This window comes from Ignavibacteriota bacterium (genome assembly GCA_016708125.1).
Classification (GTDB): Bacteria; Bacteroidota; Ignavibacteria; order Ignavibacteriales; family Melioribacteraceae.
The window spans coordinates 724,747-742,602 of the sequence record JADJGF010000001.1; the positions used below are offsets into that span (position 1 = coordinate 724,747).

A 17,856-nucleotide genomic window follows, 5' to 3' on the forward strand; every position below is an offset into this window, starting at 1 on the left:
ATGGCAGATAAAATTTTTGTAGGAAGAAGAAAAAATGCTGTTGCGCGTGTAATTTTAAGAAACGGCTCCGGAAAAGTTACAGTAAATAAACGAGAATTTGATAATTTCTTCCCAATTGCAGATAATAGAGATGATGTAATTACACCATTTAAATTTACAGAAACTTTAGGCAAATATGATGTTCTTGCAACAGTTGAAGGCGGAGGAGTTCGCGGACAAGCTGAAGCAATTCGTTTGGGAATTTCAAGAGCTTTAATAAGTATTAACCCAGAATTAAGAAAATTATTAAAACCTGAAGGTTTATTAAGAAGAGACCCTAGAATGGTTGAACGTAAAAAACCGGGCAGACCAAAAGCAAGAAAGAAATTTCAATTCTCTAAAAGATAGTATTATAGAGATATTAAATTATATAATCAATTATTCACAAACATTCATATTCTCTGATTTACCGCCTGTGTCCTACCAAAAAATAGGGATCTAAGGTAAAGTTGAAGAGAATAGAAGATTAAACAGGAGTAAAAATGGCAAAGATAGAACTTACCAAACTCATCGAAGCAGGTGCTCACTTCGGTCACCTTACACGTCGTTGGAATCCAAAAATGAGACCATATATTTTTATGGAGAAAAATGGAATCCACATTATTGATCTTAAAAAAACCCAAATTGCTATTGAAGAAGCTGTAGATAAAATTAGAGAAATTGCTTCCGATGGCGGAACCGTACTTTTTGTTGGGACAAAAAAACAATCAAAAGGTGTAATTGCGCAAGAAGCTAAAAGATGCGGAATGAACTGGGTTAGTGAAAGATGGTTAGGCGGAATGTTAACCAATTTTTCTACAATTCGTAAAAGTATCGGCAGAATGCAGAAAATTGATAAAATGGAAACAGACGGTACTTTTGAAAAATTAACAAAAAAAGAGCAACTATTTAAATCAAGAGAAAGAGATAAATTAAGAAAAATTCTTGACGGCGTTGAAACAATGAAAAAAATGCCAAATGCAATTTTTATTGTTGATATTAAAAAAGAATCAATTGCTATTAATGAAGCTCTAAGATTAAATATTCCTTTATTTGCTATTGTTGATACAAATTGTAATCCGGATCCAATTGATTACGTAATTCCTTCAAATGATGATGCAGTTCGTGCAATAGAAATTATTACAAAAGCATTTTCAGATGCAATTATTGAAGGCGGTTTGAAATATGATGAAGTTAAAGCAGAAAGAGCTGCAGAAAAAGAAAAATTGAAAAAACAAGATGAAGAAGTTAGCGATGATAAAAAAATTTCCAAACCTAAAATCAGAAAAGTAAAATTTAATGAAAAAGGTGAAAGAAAAGATTTTAAAGTTGCCGATAAAAAAGATGGATCAGTTGATGAATATCTTCCTTGCCAATCTTACAAAGGTGAAAGCGGATTTCATAAATTTACAAGTGAGAAAAATGAATTCTATTTTGGATTTAACGGAACTGACGGAAAAACTTATCTAAGATCCGAAGGATATACTACTGAACAAGCTATGTTAAATGGAATTGATGCTGTTGGTAAAAATGCTGGAAATGAAAAAAGATGGTCAACTGGATTATTGGAAGATAAAAAGTATTACTTTAATCTAAAAGCTGCTAATGGTCAAGAAATTGCCAGAAGTTGTTACTATGAATCACAAGAAGCGATGGAAAAAGATTTCGCATGGATTAAAAGCAAAGAAGCCGGTTTAGCGAAAGAAGAAAATTAATTTAGAAATTGTTTAAAAAAATAGGATAGAGAAATTATGGAAATTACGGCACAACAAGTAAAAGAATTAAGAGAAAAAACTGGTGCTGGAATGATGGACTGCAAAAAAGCACTTACCGAAGCAAACGGTGACTTTGAAAAAGCTATTGAAGTTCTTAGAAAAAAAGGTGCGGCAGTTGCAGCAAAAAGAGCAGAAAGAAGCGCAAACGAAGGAATTATTCTAACAAAATCTTTAGAGGATGGCTCAAAAGCTGTAATTGTTGAAGTTAATTGTGAAACTGATTTTGTTGCTAAAAGTGATGATTTTACAAATTTTGCAAATTTTGTTTTGGATACAATTGTTAAAAATCAGCCGAAAAATGTTGAAGAATTACTAACTTTAAACTCTGATGGAAAATCTGTTCAAGAAGAATTAACTGCAATAATTGGAAAAATTGGAGAAAAAATTGAAGTATCCAGATTCTTAATTGAAAATGCAGAAAATGGTGTTGTTGTAGATTACATTCACCACGGTTCAAAATTAGCGGTTTTAATTAGAGTTGATAATGTTAAAGATTCTGGAAAATCAGAAATTATAAATTTAGCAAAAGATTTTGCAATGCAAGTTGCGGCTATGAAACCTTATTATGTAAATAGAAAAGAAGTTTCTGAAGAAGTATTAAACAAGGAAAAAGAAATCTATAAAGAAGTTGCAAGAAAAGAAGGAAAACCGGAACAAATTCTTGATAAAATTGCAGAAGGTAAGCTTAACAAATATTACCAAGAAAATTGTTTAATTGAGCAAACTTCGATAAAAGAAAACACTAAATCTGTCGGCGATATTCTTGGGGAATACAATAAGAAAAATTCATCCGAAGCAGTAATAAAGCTGTTTCGCCGATTTCATTTAAGTGATGAAAAAAAATAATTTATATTATAAAGGTCTTTTTAAAGACCTTTTTTTTTACTTATAGAGGTATAAATGATAAAATATAAAAGAATTTTACTTAAACTTAGCGGCGAATCCCTTATGGGAAATTTAGGTTATGGAATTGATCCAAATATTTTAATTTTCTTTGCACAAGAAGTAAAAAAAGTAAGAGATCTTGGAGTTGAAGTAGGAATTGTAATTGGCGGCGGAAATATTTACAGAGGATTAAATGCCGGTAAACAAGGAATTGATAGAGTAACCGGCGATCAAATGGGAATGCTCGCAACTGTAATTAATGCACTTGCTTTGCAAAATGCATTTGAAACTTCCGGAATGTACACGCGATTAATGACTTCAATTAGAATGGATGAAATGGCTGAACCTTATATTAGAAGACGAGCAATCCGCCATTTAGAAAAAGGAAGAGTAGTAATTTTTGGAGCCGGGACCGGACATCCATATTTTAGCACAGATACTGCGGCATCTTTGCGTGCGGTAGAAATTGAAGCCGATGTAATTTTAAAGGGAACCAGAGTTGACGGAGTTTATGACTCAGATCCAGAAAAAAATCCTAATGCTTCAATGTTTTCGGAAATTTCTTATCTTGAGGTTATGAATAAAAATCTTCGTGTAATGGATTTAACAGCAATAAGTTTATGTCAAGAAAATGAACTTCCGATTGTTGTATTTAATATGAACAAGGAAGATAATTTATTAAAAGTTGTTACTGGCGAAAATCTTGGTACACAAGTCAATAATAAAAATTAGTAAGTTAAAGAATTTGCGAGGTCAATATGAATAATCAAATTATTAAAGAAGCTAAATCAAAAATGGATAAAACTATCGAAGCTTTTCGTAATGAAATTGCAAAAATTAGAACCGGTAAAGCAACAACCGCACTTTTAGATGGAATAAAAGTCAATTATTACGGAACTCACACTCCTTTAAATCAATTGGGAAATGTTTCGGTGTTGGATTCTCATACTTTATCAATAACTCCTTGGGATAGAAGTGTAGTAAACGATATTGATAAAGCCATTCTTTCCGCAGATTTAGGATTAAACCCAATTAGCGATGGAACAAATATTAAAGTTCCAATTCCGGCTTTAAATGAAGAAAGAAGAAGAGATTTAGTAAAACTTGTTAAAAGATTTGGCGAAGAATCAAAAGTTGCGATTAGAAATGTTAGAAGAGACGCAAATGATCATTTAAAAAAAGCAGAAAAAGAAAAGCATTTTTCTGAGGATTTACGACACGATGCTGAACACGAAGTTCAAAAATATACGGATGAGCATATTAAAAAGATTGATGAAATAATTAAACACAAAGAAGCAGAAATAATGGAAGTTTAGTTGAAATTTTCAACTATTCAATATTAATTTTTATTGATTTTTTAACCGAGGATACAAAATAACCATAACCACCTTCAACCCCGGTGGGTTCTATTTTCTCTATAAAATGGTTATGATAATTTTCGTCATAAGCAAAAATATTAATTTCCATTGTGCCCGTAGAGTTTATAAAATCAGTATATATAAAAGTTGTGTCTTGAATAATAAATTCAAAATTCTCTAAGGCTTCATAAGTAGTATCTTGCCATTCCCTATAAAAATGCTGCGAAATTTGACCAATATAACCTTTTGCAGTTAAGCTTTTCTGCCATTTTATAATTATACTTCCTTCATTTTGCAAATCAGTCAATTTTATAGTTGAGTTGTTAGCTGGTGAAATAATATTAAAATCAGCCGGTGTTTTTGTATTACCTGTAATAATAATATCATTTACAGAAACATTTATTTTATAATTTGTACTCGGTTTCAATATTAATTCATTTGAGTTTGTGTAGGACAAAGTTCTCGAGAAAATACTATTATTTGGAATTTTCTTAACAATAAAAGAATTAAATGATAATTCGTCATTATTAAGTAAAATGTTCGCACTTCTTTCAAAATATCTGTCTGGAGAGCCCGATTCAAATTCGAGTTCATCATCAACTAACCTATAAATATAAAATTCTTGATTTTCTTGGTTTACAGTTAAATTAAATATTAAACTATATTGAAATTTTTTATTCAGATATTCATTTGGGATTTCACATCCAAATGTAAATAACAGCAAGAATAATAATAATTTTAGTAAATAATTCATTTTAAAAATCCACAGTTATTCCAATTGTTGGTATTATTGATGAACCTCTTTCAGTATCAGAATCACTACTATCGCTTTTTTTATATGGAGTTTCATTGGGACTATTATAAACATTTAATATTTGAAGATAAGGTTTAATAAATAGAGTTCCCCAGAAAAAAGAACCATTAATTCCTAAATCTAATCTATGGTAAGCATTTGCTCTACGCGTGTTTTTGCCTCCCATTATTGGATATAGATTAAACTCGTCTTCAAGAAAATATGAGCCCTGACTTGGCTCGCTTTCTCCAATATATTGTCCCAAAGTAGGTGTATATGGGGTTCCGGTTGCATAAGTCCAAAAAGAAGTTAAAAACCAAGATTCAGATAAATCTAGATTAAAAAGAAATTTTATTGTATTTGTCCTATCAATTCTATTAAAATAATCATAATTGATATTCGATTTAATTGATCTGGAGAATGAATAACTCAACCACCCTGACATATTTCCAATATTTTTTTTGAGTAAAAATTCCAAGCCGGTTGAATATCCGTCCTCAAAATTATAATGAATTTTTTGGTGTGGATAAGATGAGGCTAAATTTTTCCGTAAATTATAATAACTACTTATTTCTAATATACTTCCAAAAATAAAATCGGATAAAATCATATTTATACTAAAATTATTTGAGTTTGCTAATTGTTCTTTATTTTTTGGTAAAAAATAAACTGAGAAGGGATCGAGTAAAATTGAATTTTGGTCTTTTATTACAAATAAGTTTTGGAAATATTTACCGTAACCAAATATTAAATCCAAATTCTCACCAACTTGATAATTTATATTTATTGAAGGACTGATTAAATTCATGCCTAATTTTGCATAATTGCAGTTTCTCAATCCAACTGTAAAATTAAATGATTGTGATAAAATAATTTTATCATGCAAATAGATATTATAGAACATTTCATTCTGTTTTTCTGCAAATATTTTTGGTGCATAATCAAAAAAGGTGTCTTCTAGTTCAAAGCCAAAAGACGTCAATTCACTTTCACCTATTATCCAATCGTAGTTTAAATTAATCTTTTTAAATTCAATACCTGCTTGTAAATAATGACCGGTAAATGAATAATTTAAATTTAATGAGGCAGAGATATCTTGAATTTTATTGTTAACTTCCGTTTGTGTTGGAATTGAATTATAAATACTTTCTCCTTTTGCATTAAATAGCGAAGAAGAATAATATATTTGTCCATCAATAGAAACTTGGCTGTTTATTAAATGGGAAAACTCAAAATTGTATAAATTATTTCCCCAAGTTGGTTCTTGAGACACATTAATATTCTGTTGATACAATGAATCAAACATCTTAAAATTATCTCGTGAATGAAGCACACTTATGCTAAGATGATTTTGTTCATCAATCGGATAGTTATATTTTCCATAAACGTCATAGAAATAATATGGAAATAAATTTTCATCAATTATGGAAGCGAGTAAATCAAGATATGTTCTTCTTGCAGATAGAATTAAGGAACCTTTAGATAATGGAGTTTCAATAAATGCTTTTGATGAAATTACTCCAACAGAAATAGATGCATTCGTTTTTTCAAAATTACCTGCTTTTGTTTGAATATCTAATACCCCTGAAAGATAACCTCCATATTTATTGGGATAATTTGAAGGATATAAAATTTGTTTATCAATAATATCCGCATTGAACATACTGAAGAAACTGCCTAAATGATATGGATTATAAACGGGAACATTATCAATTGAAATTAAAGTTTCAGCAAAATTTCCTCCTCTTAAAAATAATTGCGTAGAAAAATCATTTAATGAAACTAAACTGGGCAATGCTTGTAAAGCTCTTAATGCATCTGCCTCACCAAATTGTGGAATACGTCTTAAATCACCTTGCTGCAATTCATAAGTTTTATATTTTACCTTTTCATAAAATTTATCTCCGTTAACAGTTACTTGTGGAATTTCAATTAAATATGGTTCCAGTCTAAAAAATATGTTAACTTCATCATCAGTGCTTTGTACAGGAATTATTTTTGTTTGTTTTTTATAACCAACCATTGATGCAGATATTTCATAACTTCCTGGAGAAACATTAAATGAAAAAAAGCCTTTATTATTTGTTATTGCAACACCACTATCTGAAAGAAAAATATTTGTACCAATAAGTTTTTCATTCGTTTTATCCTCAAAAACTATTCCTTGAATTTTGATCATACTTGATTGTGCTGTTAATAAAATGTTTAATAAAAACCAACATATAAAAACTTGTAACAGAGTTTTACTATTCATATATAGTGTCATATTATCAGAATAATTTAAATAGTCTTACAATTTTGATTACATCAAGTTATTATTAATAAAATTGAAAATATATTTTTTCTAATTAAATTGATACAGCAAAAATTAATAGAAAATTCAATAAAATATTTTTATATAAATTTTTATTTGCAAAAATTTTCATTTCAACCTTTATTCGCATATTTTATTCCACATTTTTTGAAATCCCTATTTATTATATTTAGTTACTAAATCAAATTTATCTTTTGCATAAAAAACCAATATGCTTAGAAATATTTTTTATATAATAAGCAGTATGCTGTTTTTCTTTTTTGGAATTGTTGTTTATGGCGTAATTCTTAATCTAAGGGAACATTCTTTAAATGAAATTTTACAAACAAAGAATCTTAATGAATTAAAAAATGTTACAATCTTGGTGGATAGAAAAAATTACAAATTAAATTTATACTCTGATTCAACAATTGTAAAATCGTATAATGCGGTTTTCGGGAGAAACAGTAATTCAAATAAAATTTCTAATAATGATTATGCAACTCCAGCCGGAACATATTTTATTTGTAAAATTGATACTGACCATGTTTACTATAAAAAATTGTTTATAAATTATCCGAATTTAAAAGATGCGGCAGAAGCATTAAAGGAAAATATAATTTCACAGAAAGAGTTTAAAAATATTGCAAATAAGCTGAATGAAAATGATTGTCCATTTGAAAATACGATTTTAGGTTCCGATATCGGAATTCAAGGAACCGGCGAATACAATATTATATTTAAAAATTTACCTTTTGTTTTTAATTGGACGAACGGTTCTATTGCGCTGAGCAATGAAAATATTGATGAACTTTTAACTGTTGTAAAGGTTGGAACAAAAGTTACTATTAAAAATTAATTTCATGAAATTAACAAGATTTCCTTCATACATATTTGTTTTAATTTCGTTTGCGTTTACAATTCAAATTTTTCCGCAAAGTGAAAATAAAATTGAGTTAGCAGAAATTAATTTTGTTGGAAATGATTTTTTCACTTCATCAGAATTAGAAGAAATAATTATTTCTAAAGAAAGTCCAAATTGGTTATCCCAATTTTTGGCAAGTTTTTCAAGTTTTGGAAACAGTGCAACTTATTTCGATTCGCTGACTATTCCGAACGATATAAATATTTTGAAAAACTATTATTTCTCCCACGGATTTTTTAGAACAAACGTGAATGCAAAATATTCAATCGATAAAAACGGTAAAGAAATTGCGTCTTTAACTTTTATCATTAATGAAAATGAACCGACAAATTTTAACAAATTGATTATCACAGGTTTAGAAAACATTTCATCTACATTTTCACAAAAAATTAATTCAATAATTTCAATTGATAGTACCGTTCAATATTCTGATTTAAAAGTTGAACAAAACAGAGACGGAATTTTAAGTTATCTGCAGGATAACGGATATATGTTGGCTCAAGCAGACCAACCAATTGTAGAAATTGATACAATTTATACAAACTCTGTAAATGTAAAAATGAATTTTAAAATCGGAACCCGATATAAAATAAGTAATATATCGGTTGAAAAAAGCGGACCAGGGAAAAATTTAGTTAGCGATGAATTAATAAAAGAAATCGTAAATATTGAACCAGAAAATTATTTTAGTTATCATAATTTAAAACTTGCACAAGTTAGGCTTTATAGAACTAATCTTTTCTCTTCAGCTTTAATTACCGGAAATAATTTAGATACAAATAAAAATTATGTTCCAATACGAATTGTAACTTCTGTTGGATTATTGAATGAACTTGCCCCGGAAATAATTGTAGTTAATGATAGAACCGAAAGTACAAATTTTAAATTCGGTTTAGGATTAAGCTGGATAAATAAAAATTTTTTCGGCGATGCAAGGAAATTGACAATAGGCAGTTCCATTTCCGCGGAAAATATTACGGAATTTTTAAAAGCCGGTAATCTTGCAGATAATATTTATGGATTAGCAGATTTGCGCGCAACAATCGAGCAGCCATTTTTATTCGGGAAACCGATAAACACAACACTAGAAACTTTTTATACTTTAGAAAAAAAACGAGATGAGTGGAACGCAAGCATTTATGGTACAAAGCTAAATTTAAGTTTTGAGCTTTCACCATATATTTATTTGACCGGTTTAAGCAGCCATTTTACTTTGCAGAGAACTGAGTATATTTTTAAAGAAAAATATATTCAAGATATTCTATTTGATTATTATAGAAAAAGAAATACGCCAAGTGTTACAGATGAACAAATAGAAAATAAAGTTGACTCACTTTATACCGGTAATGGAGAAAGTTATGGAACAAATGCAATTCTTGGAGTTAATTTAGTCGCAAATAAAACTGATGATCTACTTTTCCCAACAAAAGGATACTCACTTTCAATATTGTTGGAAGATGGGAATTCACTTCCGTATTTAGCAAGTAAAATTGGAAATTATAATTTTAATCAATCAGCATATTATAAATTTGTTTTAACATCAACATTTTATCTGCCAATTTTAACTAACTATTTTGATGCATTCGGAACAAAATTAAGAATCGGAAATATTCAATCATATTACGGAAATAAAAAAAATATTCTTTTTAACCAAAGATTTACAGCCGGCGGAAGCAACTCAATAAGAGCTTGGGGAGCAAGTGATTTACCGGTTACTCAAATTGATTTACCGGAGAATCCAACTCAGAATGAAATTCAAAATATTGTAAGAAATATTACTCCCGGTGGATTTTTTCTTCTTGAAGGCTCATTTGAATTACGAGAACATTTAGCTGAAAGAATTGGAACTGCAATATTTTTAGATTACGGAAATGTTTGGCAAAATATTTCCGATTTTAGATTTGATTATTTTGCCGTTGCTGCCGGTTTTGGTTTTAGATATTATTCAGATTACGCACCTTTCCGTTTGGATTTTGGATTTAAAATTTACGACCCAAATGTGAAAACCCTATTCTATAAAAGAAAATTGTTTAATATTTTAGAAATTCAAATTGGAATTGGCGAAGCTTTCTAATTTTCCAAAAACCAACTTATTTTTGAATAAAATCAATATTTTAGGTAAATTTAAGGTTCATTTTTTAAAGGTAATTTGATGTTGAAAAGTATGACCGGTTTTGGCTCAGATGTTTTTTCCAATGATAATTTTATTTTAGAAACAGAAATAAAAAGTTTAAACAGCCGATTTTTAGATCTTTCAATAAAACTTCCTAAAGAAATTTATAAACACGAATTTGCAATTAGGGATTTAATTAAAAACAAAATTGGAAGAGGAAAAGTTTCGTTAAATATTAATTTAACATATAACAAGTTGACAAACGGAAATTCTCCAATAAATTCAAGTGCTTTACAAAATGCAGTAGAAATTTTGAAACAAATTAATAGATTCACAAATTCAGATTCCAAAATTGAATTAATTCAAATTCTAATGCTAAAAGATTTATTTCTAAATGAAAATCAAGAATCTAACGGAATTGATTTTGAGATAATTGCAAACTCAATAAACTCTGCAATAACAAAATTTGTTGAGATGAAAAATTATGAAGGCTTGGAACTTAAAAAAGATCTTGATTATAGAATTAATAATATTTTAGAAGAATTAATTAAAATTGAAGGAATTTCGAAAAATTCAACAAAAGAATATTTTGAAAAATTTAAAGAGCGAGCTAAAAAATTGGTCGATGAATTTTCAGATGATAAAGATAGATTTTTAATGGAATTAGCAATTCTTTCTGAAAAACATGATATTACCGAAGAATGTATTAGATTAAGAAGTCATATTAAATTATTTAGCGAAACTCTTGAAAATGATGAAGATGCCGGTAGAAAATTAAATTTTATAAGTCAGGAAATGAATCGTGAAATAAACACAATAAACAGTAAATCAATTTCATCAGAAATTGCTCATGCTGGAATTGTAATAAAGGAAGAATTAGAAAAAATCCGTGAACAAATACAAAATATTGAGTAGAATTTGGGAGACAAAAAAGGAAAATTATTTGTATTTTCCGCTCCAAGCGGAACCGGAAAAACGACAATTATAAAAAATGTTCTCAATAATTATAAAGAACTTTCGTTTTCCATTTCTGCAACAACAAGAGCAAAACGGCAAAATGAAATGGACGGAATTGATTATTTTTTTCTTGATGAGGAATCTTTCAAAAAAAAAATTGAGAATGATGAATTTATTGAATGGGGAAAATTTTTCGGATATTATTACGGAACTTTAAAGAATTTCGTTTTTGATAAAATAAATAACGGAATTTCAATGGTTCTTGAAGTTGATGTAAAAGGTGCAATTAATATAAAAAATGCTTATAAAGATTCAGTTTTAATATTTATTTCTCCGCCGAGTATTGAAGAATTAAAGACAAGACTTTATAACAGAAAAACCGAATCTGATTCCGATTTTGCAAAAAGAATTGAAAGAGCGGAAATGGAATTAAATTATAGAGAAAAATTCGATTATAATGTATTTAATTATAATCTTGAAGACGCAAATAAAGAAGTAAATAAAATTATAGAAAAAGAATTAAGTAAATAAGGAGAACAAAATGAGCATAAAACCAGTCGATTTAAGAATATTAAAAGCGAAAGCAAATAATTTGTATGAAGCTGTTATTGTTTCTGCAAAAGAAGCAAGAAGAATAAACGAAGAAAACAAAACAGAATTTACAAATTTAATTAGCACGTTTGCTCCGGCTACAGATGATGATTTTGATGAAAGAGATAATCAAGAACAAGAAAAAATTTCTTTAGAATTCGAAAAAAGAAATAAACCGCATGTTGTTGCCGTTAACAAAATGGTTGATGATAAAATAGATTATCGTTTCAAAAACAAAGAAGAATAGATTCATAATATTATTATTAAAAGGAAGTCAAACGACTTCCTTTTTTTATTTTATGATTTATTTTCTTTAACTTTTATTCGGCAAATTTTCCCAAATAACATTTCAAATTTTAATGAATAAAAAAGAAAAAATTTTGGAATTGATAAAAGATCAAAAAGAAATATTTGGTGATGAACTTTTTGAAAATATTAAATTAGAAATAAAACTTCCTTATCAACAAGAACCTAAAGTAAAAGAAAAAACTGAATTTTATATGCCTACTAATTCCCTATTTGAAAATTTCTCAGAATGTAATTCAGTGCAAAGTTTATACGATTCAATTCATAATTGTCAAAAATGTTCTTTAGGAAAAACAAGAACTAATTTTGTGTTCGGTTCTGGAAATCCCAATGCAGGTGTTATGATTATTGGCGAAGCTCCGGGAGCAGATGAAGATAAACAAGGTCTTCCATTTGTCGGCAGAGCCGGAAAATTATTAACAGATATTCTTAAAGCAATAAATTTTGAAAGAGAAGAAGTTTATATAGCAAATATTTTAAAATGCAGGCCTCCAAATAATAGAAATCCGCTTCCAGCAGAAATGACGGAATGTACGCCGTATTTATATAAACAAATTGATTTGGTAAAACCTAAAGCAATTCTGTTATTAGGATTAATTTCTGCAGGAAGTTTGTTAAACTCTAAAGAAAGTTTAACCAAATTACGCGGAAATGTTTATGATATTAATGGAATAAAAACAATGGTAACTTATCATCCAGCAGCTTTATTGAGAAATCCAAATTGGAAACGAGGATGCTGGGAAGATGTTCAAAAATTTAGAAAACTTTATGATAGTTTAAAATAGAATTTTATTATGGAAGAATTACAAAATCAAAAAAATACCGTTAATCAACCGCCGCAAGCTGTTGAAGTTGAAAGAGCTGTATTGTGCGCTATAATGCTTGAGCGCGATGCAATTGACAAAGTCGCTTCTACTATCAAACCAGAATGTTTTTATGATAAAAAAAATCTAATTATTTATGAAGCAATGCTCTCGCTTTATGAATCAAAAGAACCAATTGATTCCGTTTCACTTTATGAAGAATTAAAAAAAAATAATAAAATTGATCAAGCCGGCGGCGCAGTTTATATCAGCAAACTAGCACAAAATATTTCTTCCGCAGCAAATGTTGAATATCATTCAAAAATAATTTTAGAAAAATGGATTCTAAGAAAACTTATTAATTCATCAATGGAAATTGCCACTAGTGCGTATAATGGAACAGAAGATGTTTTTGATATTTTAGATTCCGCAGAAACAAAAATATTTGAAATTACCGAAGCGGGTTTGAAAGAATCATATAAATCAATGGATCGTGCAGTCCGCGAAGCTATTGAACATATTGAAGCCATTCACTCAAAAAATATTTCATCTTTCTCCGTTCCAACCGGTTTTTTTGGTTTAGATGATATGCTTGGCGGTTTTCAAAAATCTGATTTAATTATTGTAGCTGCTCGTCCTTCAATGGGAAAAACAGCTTTTGCACTTTCGGCTGCAAGAAATGCCGCTGTTGATAATCAAGTTCCAATTGCAGTTTTCAGTTTAGAAATGGCAACAATTCAACTTGTAATAAGATTAATTTGTGCCGAAGCAAGAATAAATGCGCACAGTGTTAGAACAGGAAAGTTTAAAGCCGAAGATGGCCCGAGAATTAGCAGAACCGCACATAAACTTTCGCAAGCTCCTATTTATATTGATGACACGCCCAGCCAGACAGTTTTAGAAATTCGAGCAAAAGCAAGAAGATTAAAAGCTGAAAAAAATATTGGTTTAATTGTAATTGATTATTTACAATTGATGTCGTCCAGTTCAAGAATGGATAGTCGTGAAAGAGAAATTTCAACAATTTCAAGATCTCTAAAAGCTCTTGCAAAAGAATTAAATGTTCCAGTAATTGCACTTTCCCAATTGAACAGAGCCGTTGAATCAAGAAGCGATAAAAGACCTCAGCTTTCTGATTTAAGAGAATCCGGCTCAATTGAACAAGATGCGGATGTTGTAATTTTCTTAAACCGTCCGGAATATTATGGAATTACTCAATTTGCCGATGGTGAATCTACAGAAGGAATTGCAGAAATTATTATCGGCAAGCAGCGTAATGGCCCAACTGGGGATGTACGACTTAAATTCGTAAAAGATTTTGCACGATTTGAAAATTTAGATATGTTCCACTCAAGTTTTGAAGAAGATAATTTTTCATCAAATCCAGAGGATGATTTACCAATATGAAAAATTTACTCACATTTATTTTTTTGATTGTGTTTAATTCTTCATTCTTTTCACAAGCAATTTATACAGATGAAGATGTAAAAATTTGCAATTCAAAATTTGAATTTGCAGTTTCAAATAATTTAATGCAGCTTCCAATAAATGATATTTTTGTAGAAATTGGCAAATCATTTTTGGGTTTGGATTATGAAGCTAATACTTTAGAAAAAGGTGAAAAGGAAAATCTTGTTATTCATCTTTCCGGTTTAGATTGTTATACTTTTTTTGAAAGTTCGTTAGTTTTTGCAAGATGTATAAAAAATAATAAAATAACTTTTGAAGATTATCAAAAAGAGTTAACAAATATTCGATATCGAAATGGAGCGATCGACCAATATCCATCGAGGCTTCATTATGCTTCTGATTGGCTTTACGATAACGCAAAACGTGGAATTGTAAAAGATATAACAAAAGAAATCGGTGGAATTTTGTATGATAAAAAAATTGATTTTATGAGCACACATGCAGATTCTTATAAACAATTAAAGAATAATCTTAAGTTTATTGAAGAGATGAAATCAATAGAAGACTCAATCAATTCAAGAAAATATTATTATATCCCGGAAAATTTTATTGAATGTGTTGAAAGCAAAATTCAAAATGGAGATGTAATTTTGTTAACTACTGGAATTGATGGACTTGATATTTCACACACCGGAATTGCTGTAAAAATGGATGACGGAAGAATTCATTTTATGCACGCTCCTTTAAAAGATAAAAAAATTGAAATCACAAAATTGCCACTCTCAGATTATGCAAAATCTGTTGAAAGGCATACTGGTATTATGGTTGGAAGAGTAATCGAGCCGTAGTTTTTATCGACTTAGAAATTTATTTTACTTCGCATAATTTTATTCTCAGAATATCTGCAAATTTAAATTCGTAAGTATTTTAATTTTTTTGCATTTTTAATTAGAGAATTATTAATATATCTAAAATAATTATGCAAAAACTTTTTGAGGTTTCTAAAAAAGAAAAGAAATATGTAGTTGGAATTATGTCCGGAACTTCTTTAGATGGAGTTGATGTTGCACTCGTTGAAGTTGAAGGAAACAGCATCTTTACAAAAATTAATTTAATTGGATTCTTAGAATATCCTTTTCCAATTGGATTGAAAGATAAACTTCTTAAAAACTCAATTAAAGAATCCAGCAATGTTGAAGATATTTCCCAGCTAAATTTTCTTATTCCAAATATTTATTTTAAAGCAATTCAATCTTTGTGCAATAATATTAATTTCCCAATTTCTAAAATTGATTTAATTGGAACACACGGACAAACAATTCAACATCTTCCTCAAAAACAGAATTATTTTGGATATAACATTTCTTCAACTTTCCAAATTGGAGATCCGGCAGTACTGGCAAAGATTTCCGGTATTGTAACTATTGGAGATTTCAGAACCGGCGATATGGCTTTAGGCGGAGAAGGCGCTCCACTTATTCCCTATTTTGATTTTATTCTTTTTCATTCCAAACAAAAAAACCGCGCATTATTAAATATTGGCGGAATTTCAAATTTCACAATTCTGAATAAAGAAAAAGGATTGGAGGATGTTTTAGCTTATGATGTTGGTCCGGGCAATATGCTGATTGATACGTTAACAAAGAAATTATTTAATTTGGAATTTGATAAAGACGGAGAAATTGCAAAATCCGGAAAATTAAATAATAAATTATTTAAAGCACTAAAACTGAATGATAATTTTATTGAAAGAAAACCTCCAAAATCTACCGGCAGAGAATATTACGGTGAAAATTTTCTTTCAATTTTATTTAATGAATTTGAAGATGTTAAAAGTGAAGATTGGCTTCACACAATTACAAAGTTTACCTCTTACGGCATTTATAGAAATTACCAAAAGTTTATTGAGGAAGAAACAAAAATTGATGAGTTAATAATCAGCGGCGGCGGTGCGAAAAATAAATTTCTTTATGAATGTTTAATAAATGATTTTGGTGAAAAAGTAGAAATTAAAATTATTGATGATATAGGAATTTCATCGGATGCGAAAGAAGCCGTATGTTTTGCTATTTTAGCAAACGAAACTATTTCCGGAAATCCTACAAATATTCCGCGAACAACCGGTGCATCTCGACCAACAATATTAGGCAAAATTTGTTTGCCGTAATTTTTACTTATAAATAATTTTCTTCAACTTCTCTCTTAAAATTTCATTCACCAATTGCGGATTAGCTTTCCCTTTTGTTTCTTTCATAATTTGTCCAACAAAAAATCCTAAAACTTTTTCTTTGCCGGATTTAAATTCTTCAACTTGTGCGGGATTATTTTTAATTACATTTTCAATTGCCGATTCAATAGCAGAAGTATCTGTAATTTGAAGTAAATTTTTCTCATCAACAATTATGTTTGGATCTTTATTTTCTTCCAACATAATTGGAAAGACATCTTTTGCAATTTTACTACTTATTTTATTGGTCATAATTAAATTTATTAATTTACCCAAATTTTGCGAAGAGATAGGAAATTTATCGAAAGTTAATTTTTGTTCGTTAATTATTTTTAAAACATCACCCATAACCCAATTTGCTGCTATTTTTTTATCATTCGTTTCATTCAAAACTTCTTCAAAATAATCTGCAATTTCTTTTTGAGATGTTAAAACTTCAGCATCATATTCAGGTAATTGTAATTCTTTAACAAATCTTTCTTTCCTTTTTTTAGGAAGCTCCGGCATTGATTTTAATATTTCTTTTTTCCAATCTTCACTAACAACAACCGGCATCAAATCGGGATCCGGAAAATATCTATAATCATGAGCTTCTTCTTTTCCGCGCATTGAAGTTGCTTTATTTTGCTCGGCATTCCACAATAAAGTTTGCTGAATAACTTTTCCGCCGTCTTCAACTAAATTTATTTGTCTATCAATTTCATAATCAATTGCGCGCTGAACATTTCTAAACGAATTCATATTTTTAACTTCAGTTCTTGTTCCCAATTTTTTTGCACCTTGGGGACGAATTGAAATATTAGCATCACATCTAAGAGAGCCTTCCTCCATATTTCCATCACAAATTCCCAAATATGTAATAATCTGTTTTAAATTAGATAAATACTGATAAGCCTCTTCCCCACTATGCAAATCCGGTTCACTTACAATTTCAATTAATGGTGTACCGCATCTGTTTACATCAACTAAAGTTTCCTGCCCTTGATCATGAATTGATTTTCCGGCATCTTCTTCCATGTGAATTCGTTTAATTCTGATTTTTTTTTCTTCATGTGTTTTAATATTAATAAATCCATTTTCACAAATCGGGACTTCAAACTGAGAAATTTGATAACCTTTTGGTAAATCGGGATAAAAATAATTTTTTCTTTCAAATGTAGAAGTTTCATTTATTGTGCAGTTTGTTGCCATTCCCATTAATGTTGTGAACTCAACAACCTTTTTATTCAATACCGGTAATACTCCGGGATGACCTAAGCAAACCGGACACACATTTGTGTTTGCCGGATTTCCAAATTTTGTTGAACATCCACAAAATATTTTTGTATTTGTTAAAAGCTGCGCATGAACTTCTAAACCAATTACTGCTTCAAATTCCAATTTACATCCTTATTAAAATTTA

General features: G+C 29.2%; 17 protein-coding genes. 14 read left to right on the forward strand and 3 right to left on the reverse strand.

Annotated features, from left to right (window positions below; genetic code table 11):
- The 5 genes from rpsI to frr all read left to right on the forward strand — a co-directional run bounded on the left by rpsI (window position 1) and on the right by frr (window position 3,994).
- On the forward strand, window positions 1-387 hold the full coding sequence (gene rpsI / locus IPH62_03455; GenBank protein MBK7104320.1) for a 30S ribosomal protein S9: 387 nt from the start codon (window positions 1-3) through the stop codon (window positions 385-387).
- A gap of 134 nt (window positions 388-521) precedes the next feature.
- Window positions 522-1,733, forward strand: a complete 1,212-nt coding sequence (rpsB, locus tag IPH62_03460; GenBank protein MBK7104321.1) for a 30S ribosomal protein S2 — start codon at window positions 522-524, stop codon at window positions 1,731-1,733.
- Between the two features lie 36 nt (window positions 1,734-1,769).
- Window positions 1,770-2,639: an elongation factor Ts gene (locus tag IPH62_03465; GenBank protein ID MBK7104322.1), complete on the forward strand. Its 870-nt coding sequence runs from the start codon at window positions 1,770-1,772 to the stop codon at window positions 2,637-2,639.
- Between the two features lie 54 nt (window positions 2,640-2,693).
- A complete protein-coding gene (locus tag IPH62_03470) occupies window positions 2,694-3,410 on the forward strand; it encodes a UMP kinase (GenBank protein ID MBK7104323.1) in 717 nt (238 codons plus the stop codon).
- Window positions 3,411-3,436: 26 nt separating this feature from the next.
- Window positions 3,437-3,994 (forward strand): ribosome recycling factor, encoded by a 558-nt coding sequence (frr, locus tag IPH62_03475; GenBank protein MBK7104324.1) that lies wholly within the window; start codon window positions 3,437-3,439, stop codon window positions 3,992-3,994.
- Window positions 3,995-4,007: 13 nt separating this feature from the next.
- Here frr and IPH62_03480 read toward each other — a convergent pair whose 3' ends face one another.
- The gene (locus tag IPH62_03480) at window positions 4,008-4,790 is read right to left on the reverse strand and encodes a hypothetical protein (protein MBK7104325.1); all 783 of its coding nucleotides are present in this window, start codon (window positions 4,788-4,790) and stop codon (window positions 4,008-4,010) included.
- Window position 4,791: 1 nt separating this feature from the next.
- The gene (locus IPH62_03485; protein MBK7104326.1) at window positions 4,792-7,008 is read right to left on the reverse strand and encodes a TonB-dependent receptor; all 2,217 of its coding nucleotides are present in this window, start codon (window positions 7,006-7,008) and stop codon (window positions 4,792-4,794) included.
- Between the two features lie 346 nt (window positions 7,009-7,354).
- Between IPH62_03485 and IPH62_03490 the strand changes: the two genes are divergently transcribed.
- The 9 genes from IPH62_03490 (at window position 7,355) to IPH62_03530 (ending at window position 16,394) form a co-directional block, all read left to right on the forward strand.
- Window positions 7,355-7,981 carry a L,D-transpeptidase gene (locus IPH62_03490; protein MBK7104327.1) on the forward strand — a complete coding sequence of 209 codons (627 nt, stop codon included), beginning with the start codon at window positions 7,355-7,357 and terminating at the stop codon, window positions 7,979-7,981.
- Window positions 7,982-7,985: 4 nt separating this feature from the next.
- Entirely contained in the window at window positions 7,986-10,121 is a 2,136-nt protein-coding gene (locus IPH62_03495) for a BamA/TamA family outer membrane protein (GenBank protein ID MBK7104328.1), read from the forward strand.
- A 78-nt stretch (window positions 10,122-10,199) separates the two neighbouring features.
- The gene (locus IPH62_03500; GenBank protein ID MBK7104329.1) at window positions 10,200-11,075 is read left to right on the forward strand and encodes a YicC family protein; all 876 of its coding nucleotides are present in this window, start codon (window positions 10,200-10,202) and stop codon (window positions 11,073-11,075) included.
- 3 nt (window positions 11,076-11,078) lie between these two features.
- Complete coding sequence (gmk, locus tag IPH62_03505) at window positions 11,079-11,648, forward strand: guanylate kinase (GenBank protein MBK7104330.1); 570 nt, start codon at window positions 11,079-11,081, stop codon at window positions 11,646-11,648.
- A 10-nt stretch (window positions 11,649-11,658) separates the two neighbouring features.
- A complete protein-coding gene (locus IPH62_03510) occupies window positions 11,659-11,955 on the forward strand; it encodes a DNA-directed RNA polymerase subunit omega (protein ID MBK7104331.1) in 297 nt (98 codons plus the stop codon).
- 112 nt (window positions 11,956-12,067) lie between these two features.
- Window positions 12,068-12,799: a uracil-DNA glycosylase gene (locus IPH62_03515; protein ID MBK7104332.1), complete on the forward strand. Its 732-nt coding sequence runs from the start codon at window positions 12,068-12,070 to the stop codon at window positions 12,797-12,799.
- 9 nt (window positions 12,800-12,808) lie between these two features.
- On the forward strand, window positions 12,809-14,224 hold the full coding sequence (dnaB, locus tag IPH62_03520; GenBank protein MBK7104333.1) for a replicative DNA helicase: 1,416 nt from the start codon (window positions 12,809-12,811) through the stop codon (window positions 14,222-14,224).
- Entirely contained in the window at window positions 14,221-15,075 is an 855-nt protein-coding gene (locus IPH62_03525; protein ID MBK7104334.1) for a DUF1460 domain-containing protein, read from the forward strand. Before dnaB ends, IPH62_03525 begins: the two co-directional genes overlap by 4 nt.
- A gap of 131 nt (window positions 15,076-15,206) precedes the next feature.
- Entirely contained in the window at window positions 15,207-16,394 is a 1,188-nt protein-coding gene (locus IPH62_03530) for an anhydro-N-acetylmuramic acid kinase (GenBank protein MBK7104335.1), read from the forward strand.
- 3 nt (window positions 16,395-16,397) lie between these two features.
- Here IPH62_03530 and gatB read toward each other — a convergent pair whose 3' ends face one another.
- The gene (gatB, locus tag IPH62_03535) at window positions 16,398-17,834 is read right to left on the reverse strand and encodes an Asp-tRNA(Asn)/Glu-tRNA(Gln) amidotransferase subunit GatB (protein ID MBK7104336.1); all 1,437 of its coding nucleotides are present in this window, start codon (window positions 17,832-17,834) and stop codon (window positions 16,398-16,400) included.
- Between the last annotated feature and the right edge of the window lie 22 nt (window positions 17,835-17,856).

Excerpts from the sequence above, each read along its gene's own strand:
- rpsI (MBK7104320.1), top strand. The coding sequence starts at position 1 with ATGGCAGATAAAATTTTTGTAGGAAGAAGAAAAAATGCTGTTGCGCGT.
- IPH62_03525 (MBK7104334.1), top strand. The coding sequence starts at position 14,221 with ATGAAAAATTTACTCACATTTATTTTTTTGATTGTGTTTAATTCTTCA.
- IPH62_03495 (MBK7104328.1), top strand. The coding sequence starts at position 7,986 with ATGAAATTAACAAGATTTCCTTCATACATATTTGTTTTAATTTCGTTT.
- dnaB (MBK7104333.1), top strand. The coding sequence starts at position 12,809 with ATGGAAGAATTACAAAATCAAAAAAATACCGTTAATCAACCGCCGCAA.
- IPH62_03515 (MBK7104332.1), top strand. The coding sequence starts at position 12,068 with ATGAATAAAAAAGAAAAAATTTTGGAATTGATAAAAGATCAAAAAGAA.
- IPH62_03470 (MBK7104323.1), top strand. The coding sequence starts at position 2,694 with ATGATAAAATATAAAAGAATTTTACTTAAACTTAGCGGCGAATCCCTT.
- IPH62_03480 (MBK7104325.1), bottom strand. The coding sequence starts at position 4,790 with ATGAATTATTTACTAAAATTATTATTATTCTTGCTGTTATTTACATTT.
- IPH62_03510 (MBK7104331.1), top strand. The coding sequence starts at position 11,659 with ATGAGCATAAAACCAGTCGATTTAAGAATATTAAAAGCGAAAGCAAAT.
- IPH62_03485 (MBK7104326.1), bottom strand. The coding sequence starts at position 7,008 with ATGATCAAAATTCAAGGAATAGTTTTTGAGGATAAAACGAATGAAAAA.
- frr (MBK7104324.1), top strand. The coding sequence starts at position 3,437 with ATGAATAATCAAATTATTAAAGAAGCTAAATCAAAAATGGATAAAACT.
- IPH62_03490 (MBK7104327.1), top strand. The coding sequence starts at position 7,355 with ATGCTTAGAAATATTTTTTATATAATAAGCAGTATGCTGTTTTTCTTT.
- rpsB (MBK7104321.1), top strand. The coding sequence starts at position 522 with ATGGCAAAGATAGAACTTACCAAACTCATCGAAGCAGGTGCTCACTTC.
- IPH62_03530 (MBK7104335.1), top strand. The coding sequence starts at position 15,207 with ATGCAAAAACTTTTTGAGGTTTCTAAAAAAGAAAAGAAATATGTAGTT.
- IPH62_03465 (MBK7104322.1), top strand. The coding sequence starts at position 1,770 with ATGGAAATTACGGCACAACAAGTAAAAGAATTAAGAGAAAAAACTGGT.
- IPH62_03500 (MBK7104329.1), top strand. The coding sequence starts at position 10,200 with ATGTTGAAAAGTATGACCGGTTTTGGCTCAGATGTTTTTTCCAATGAT.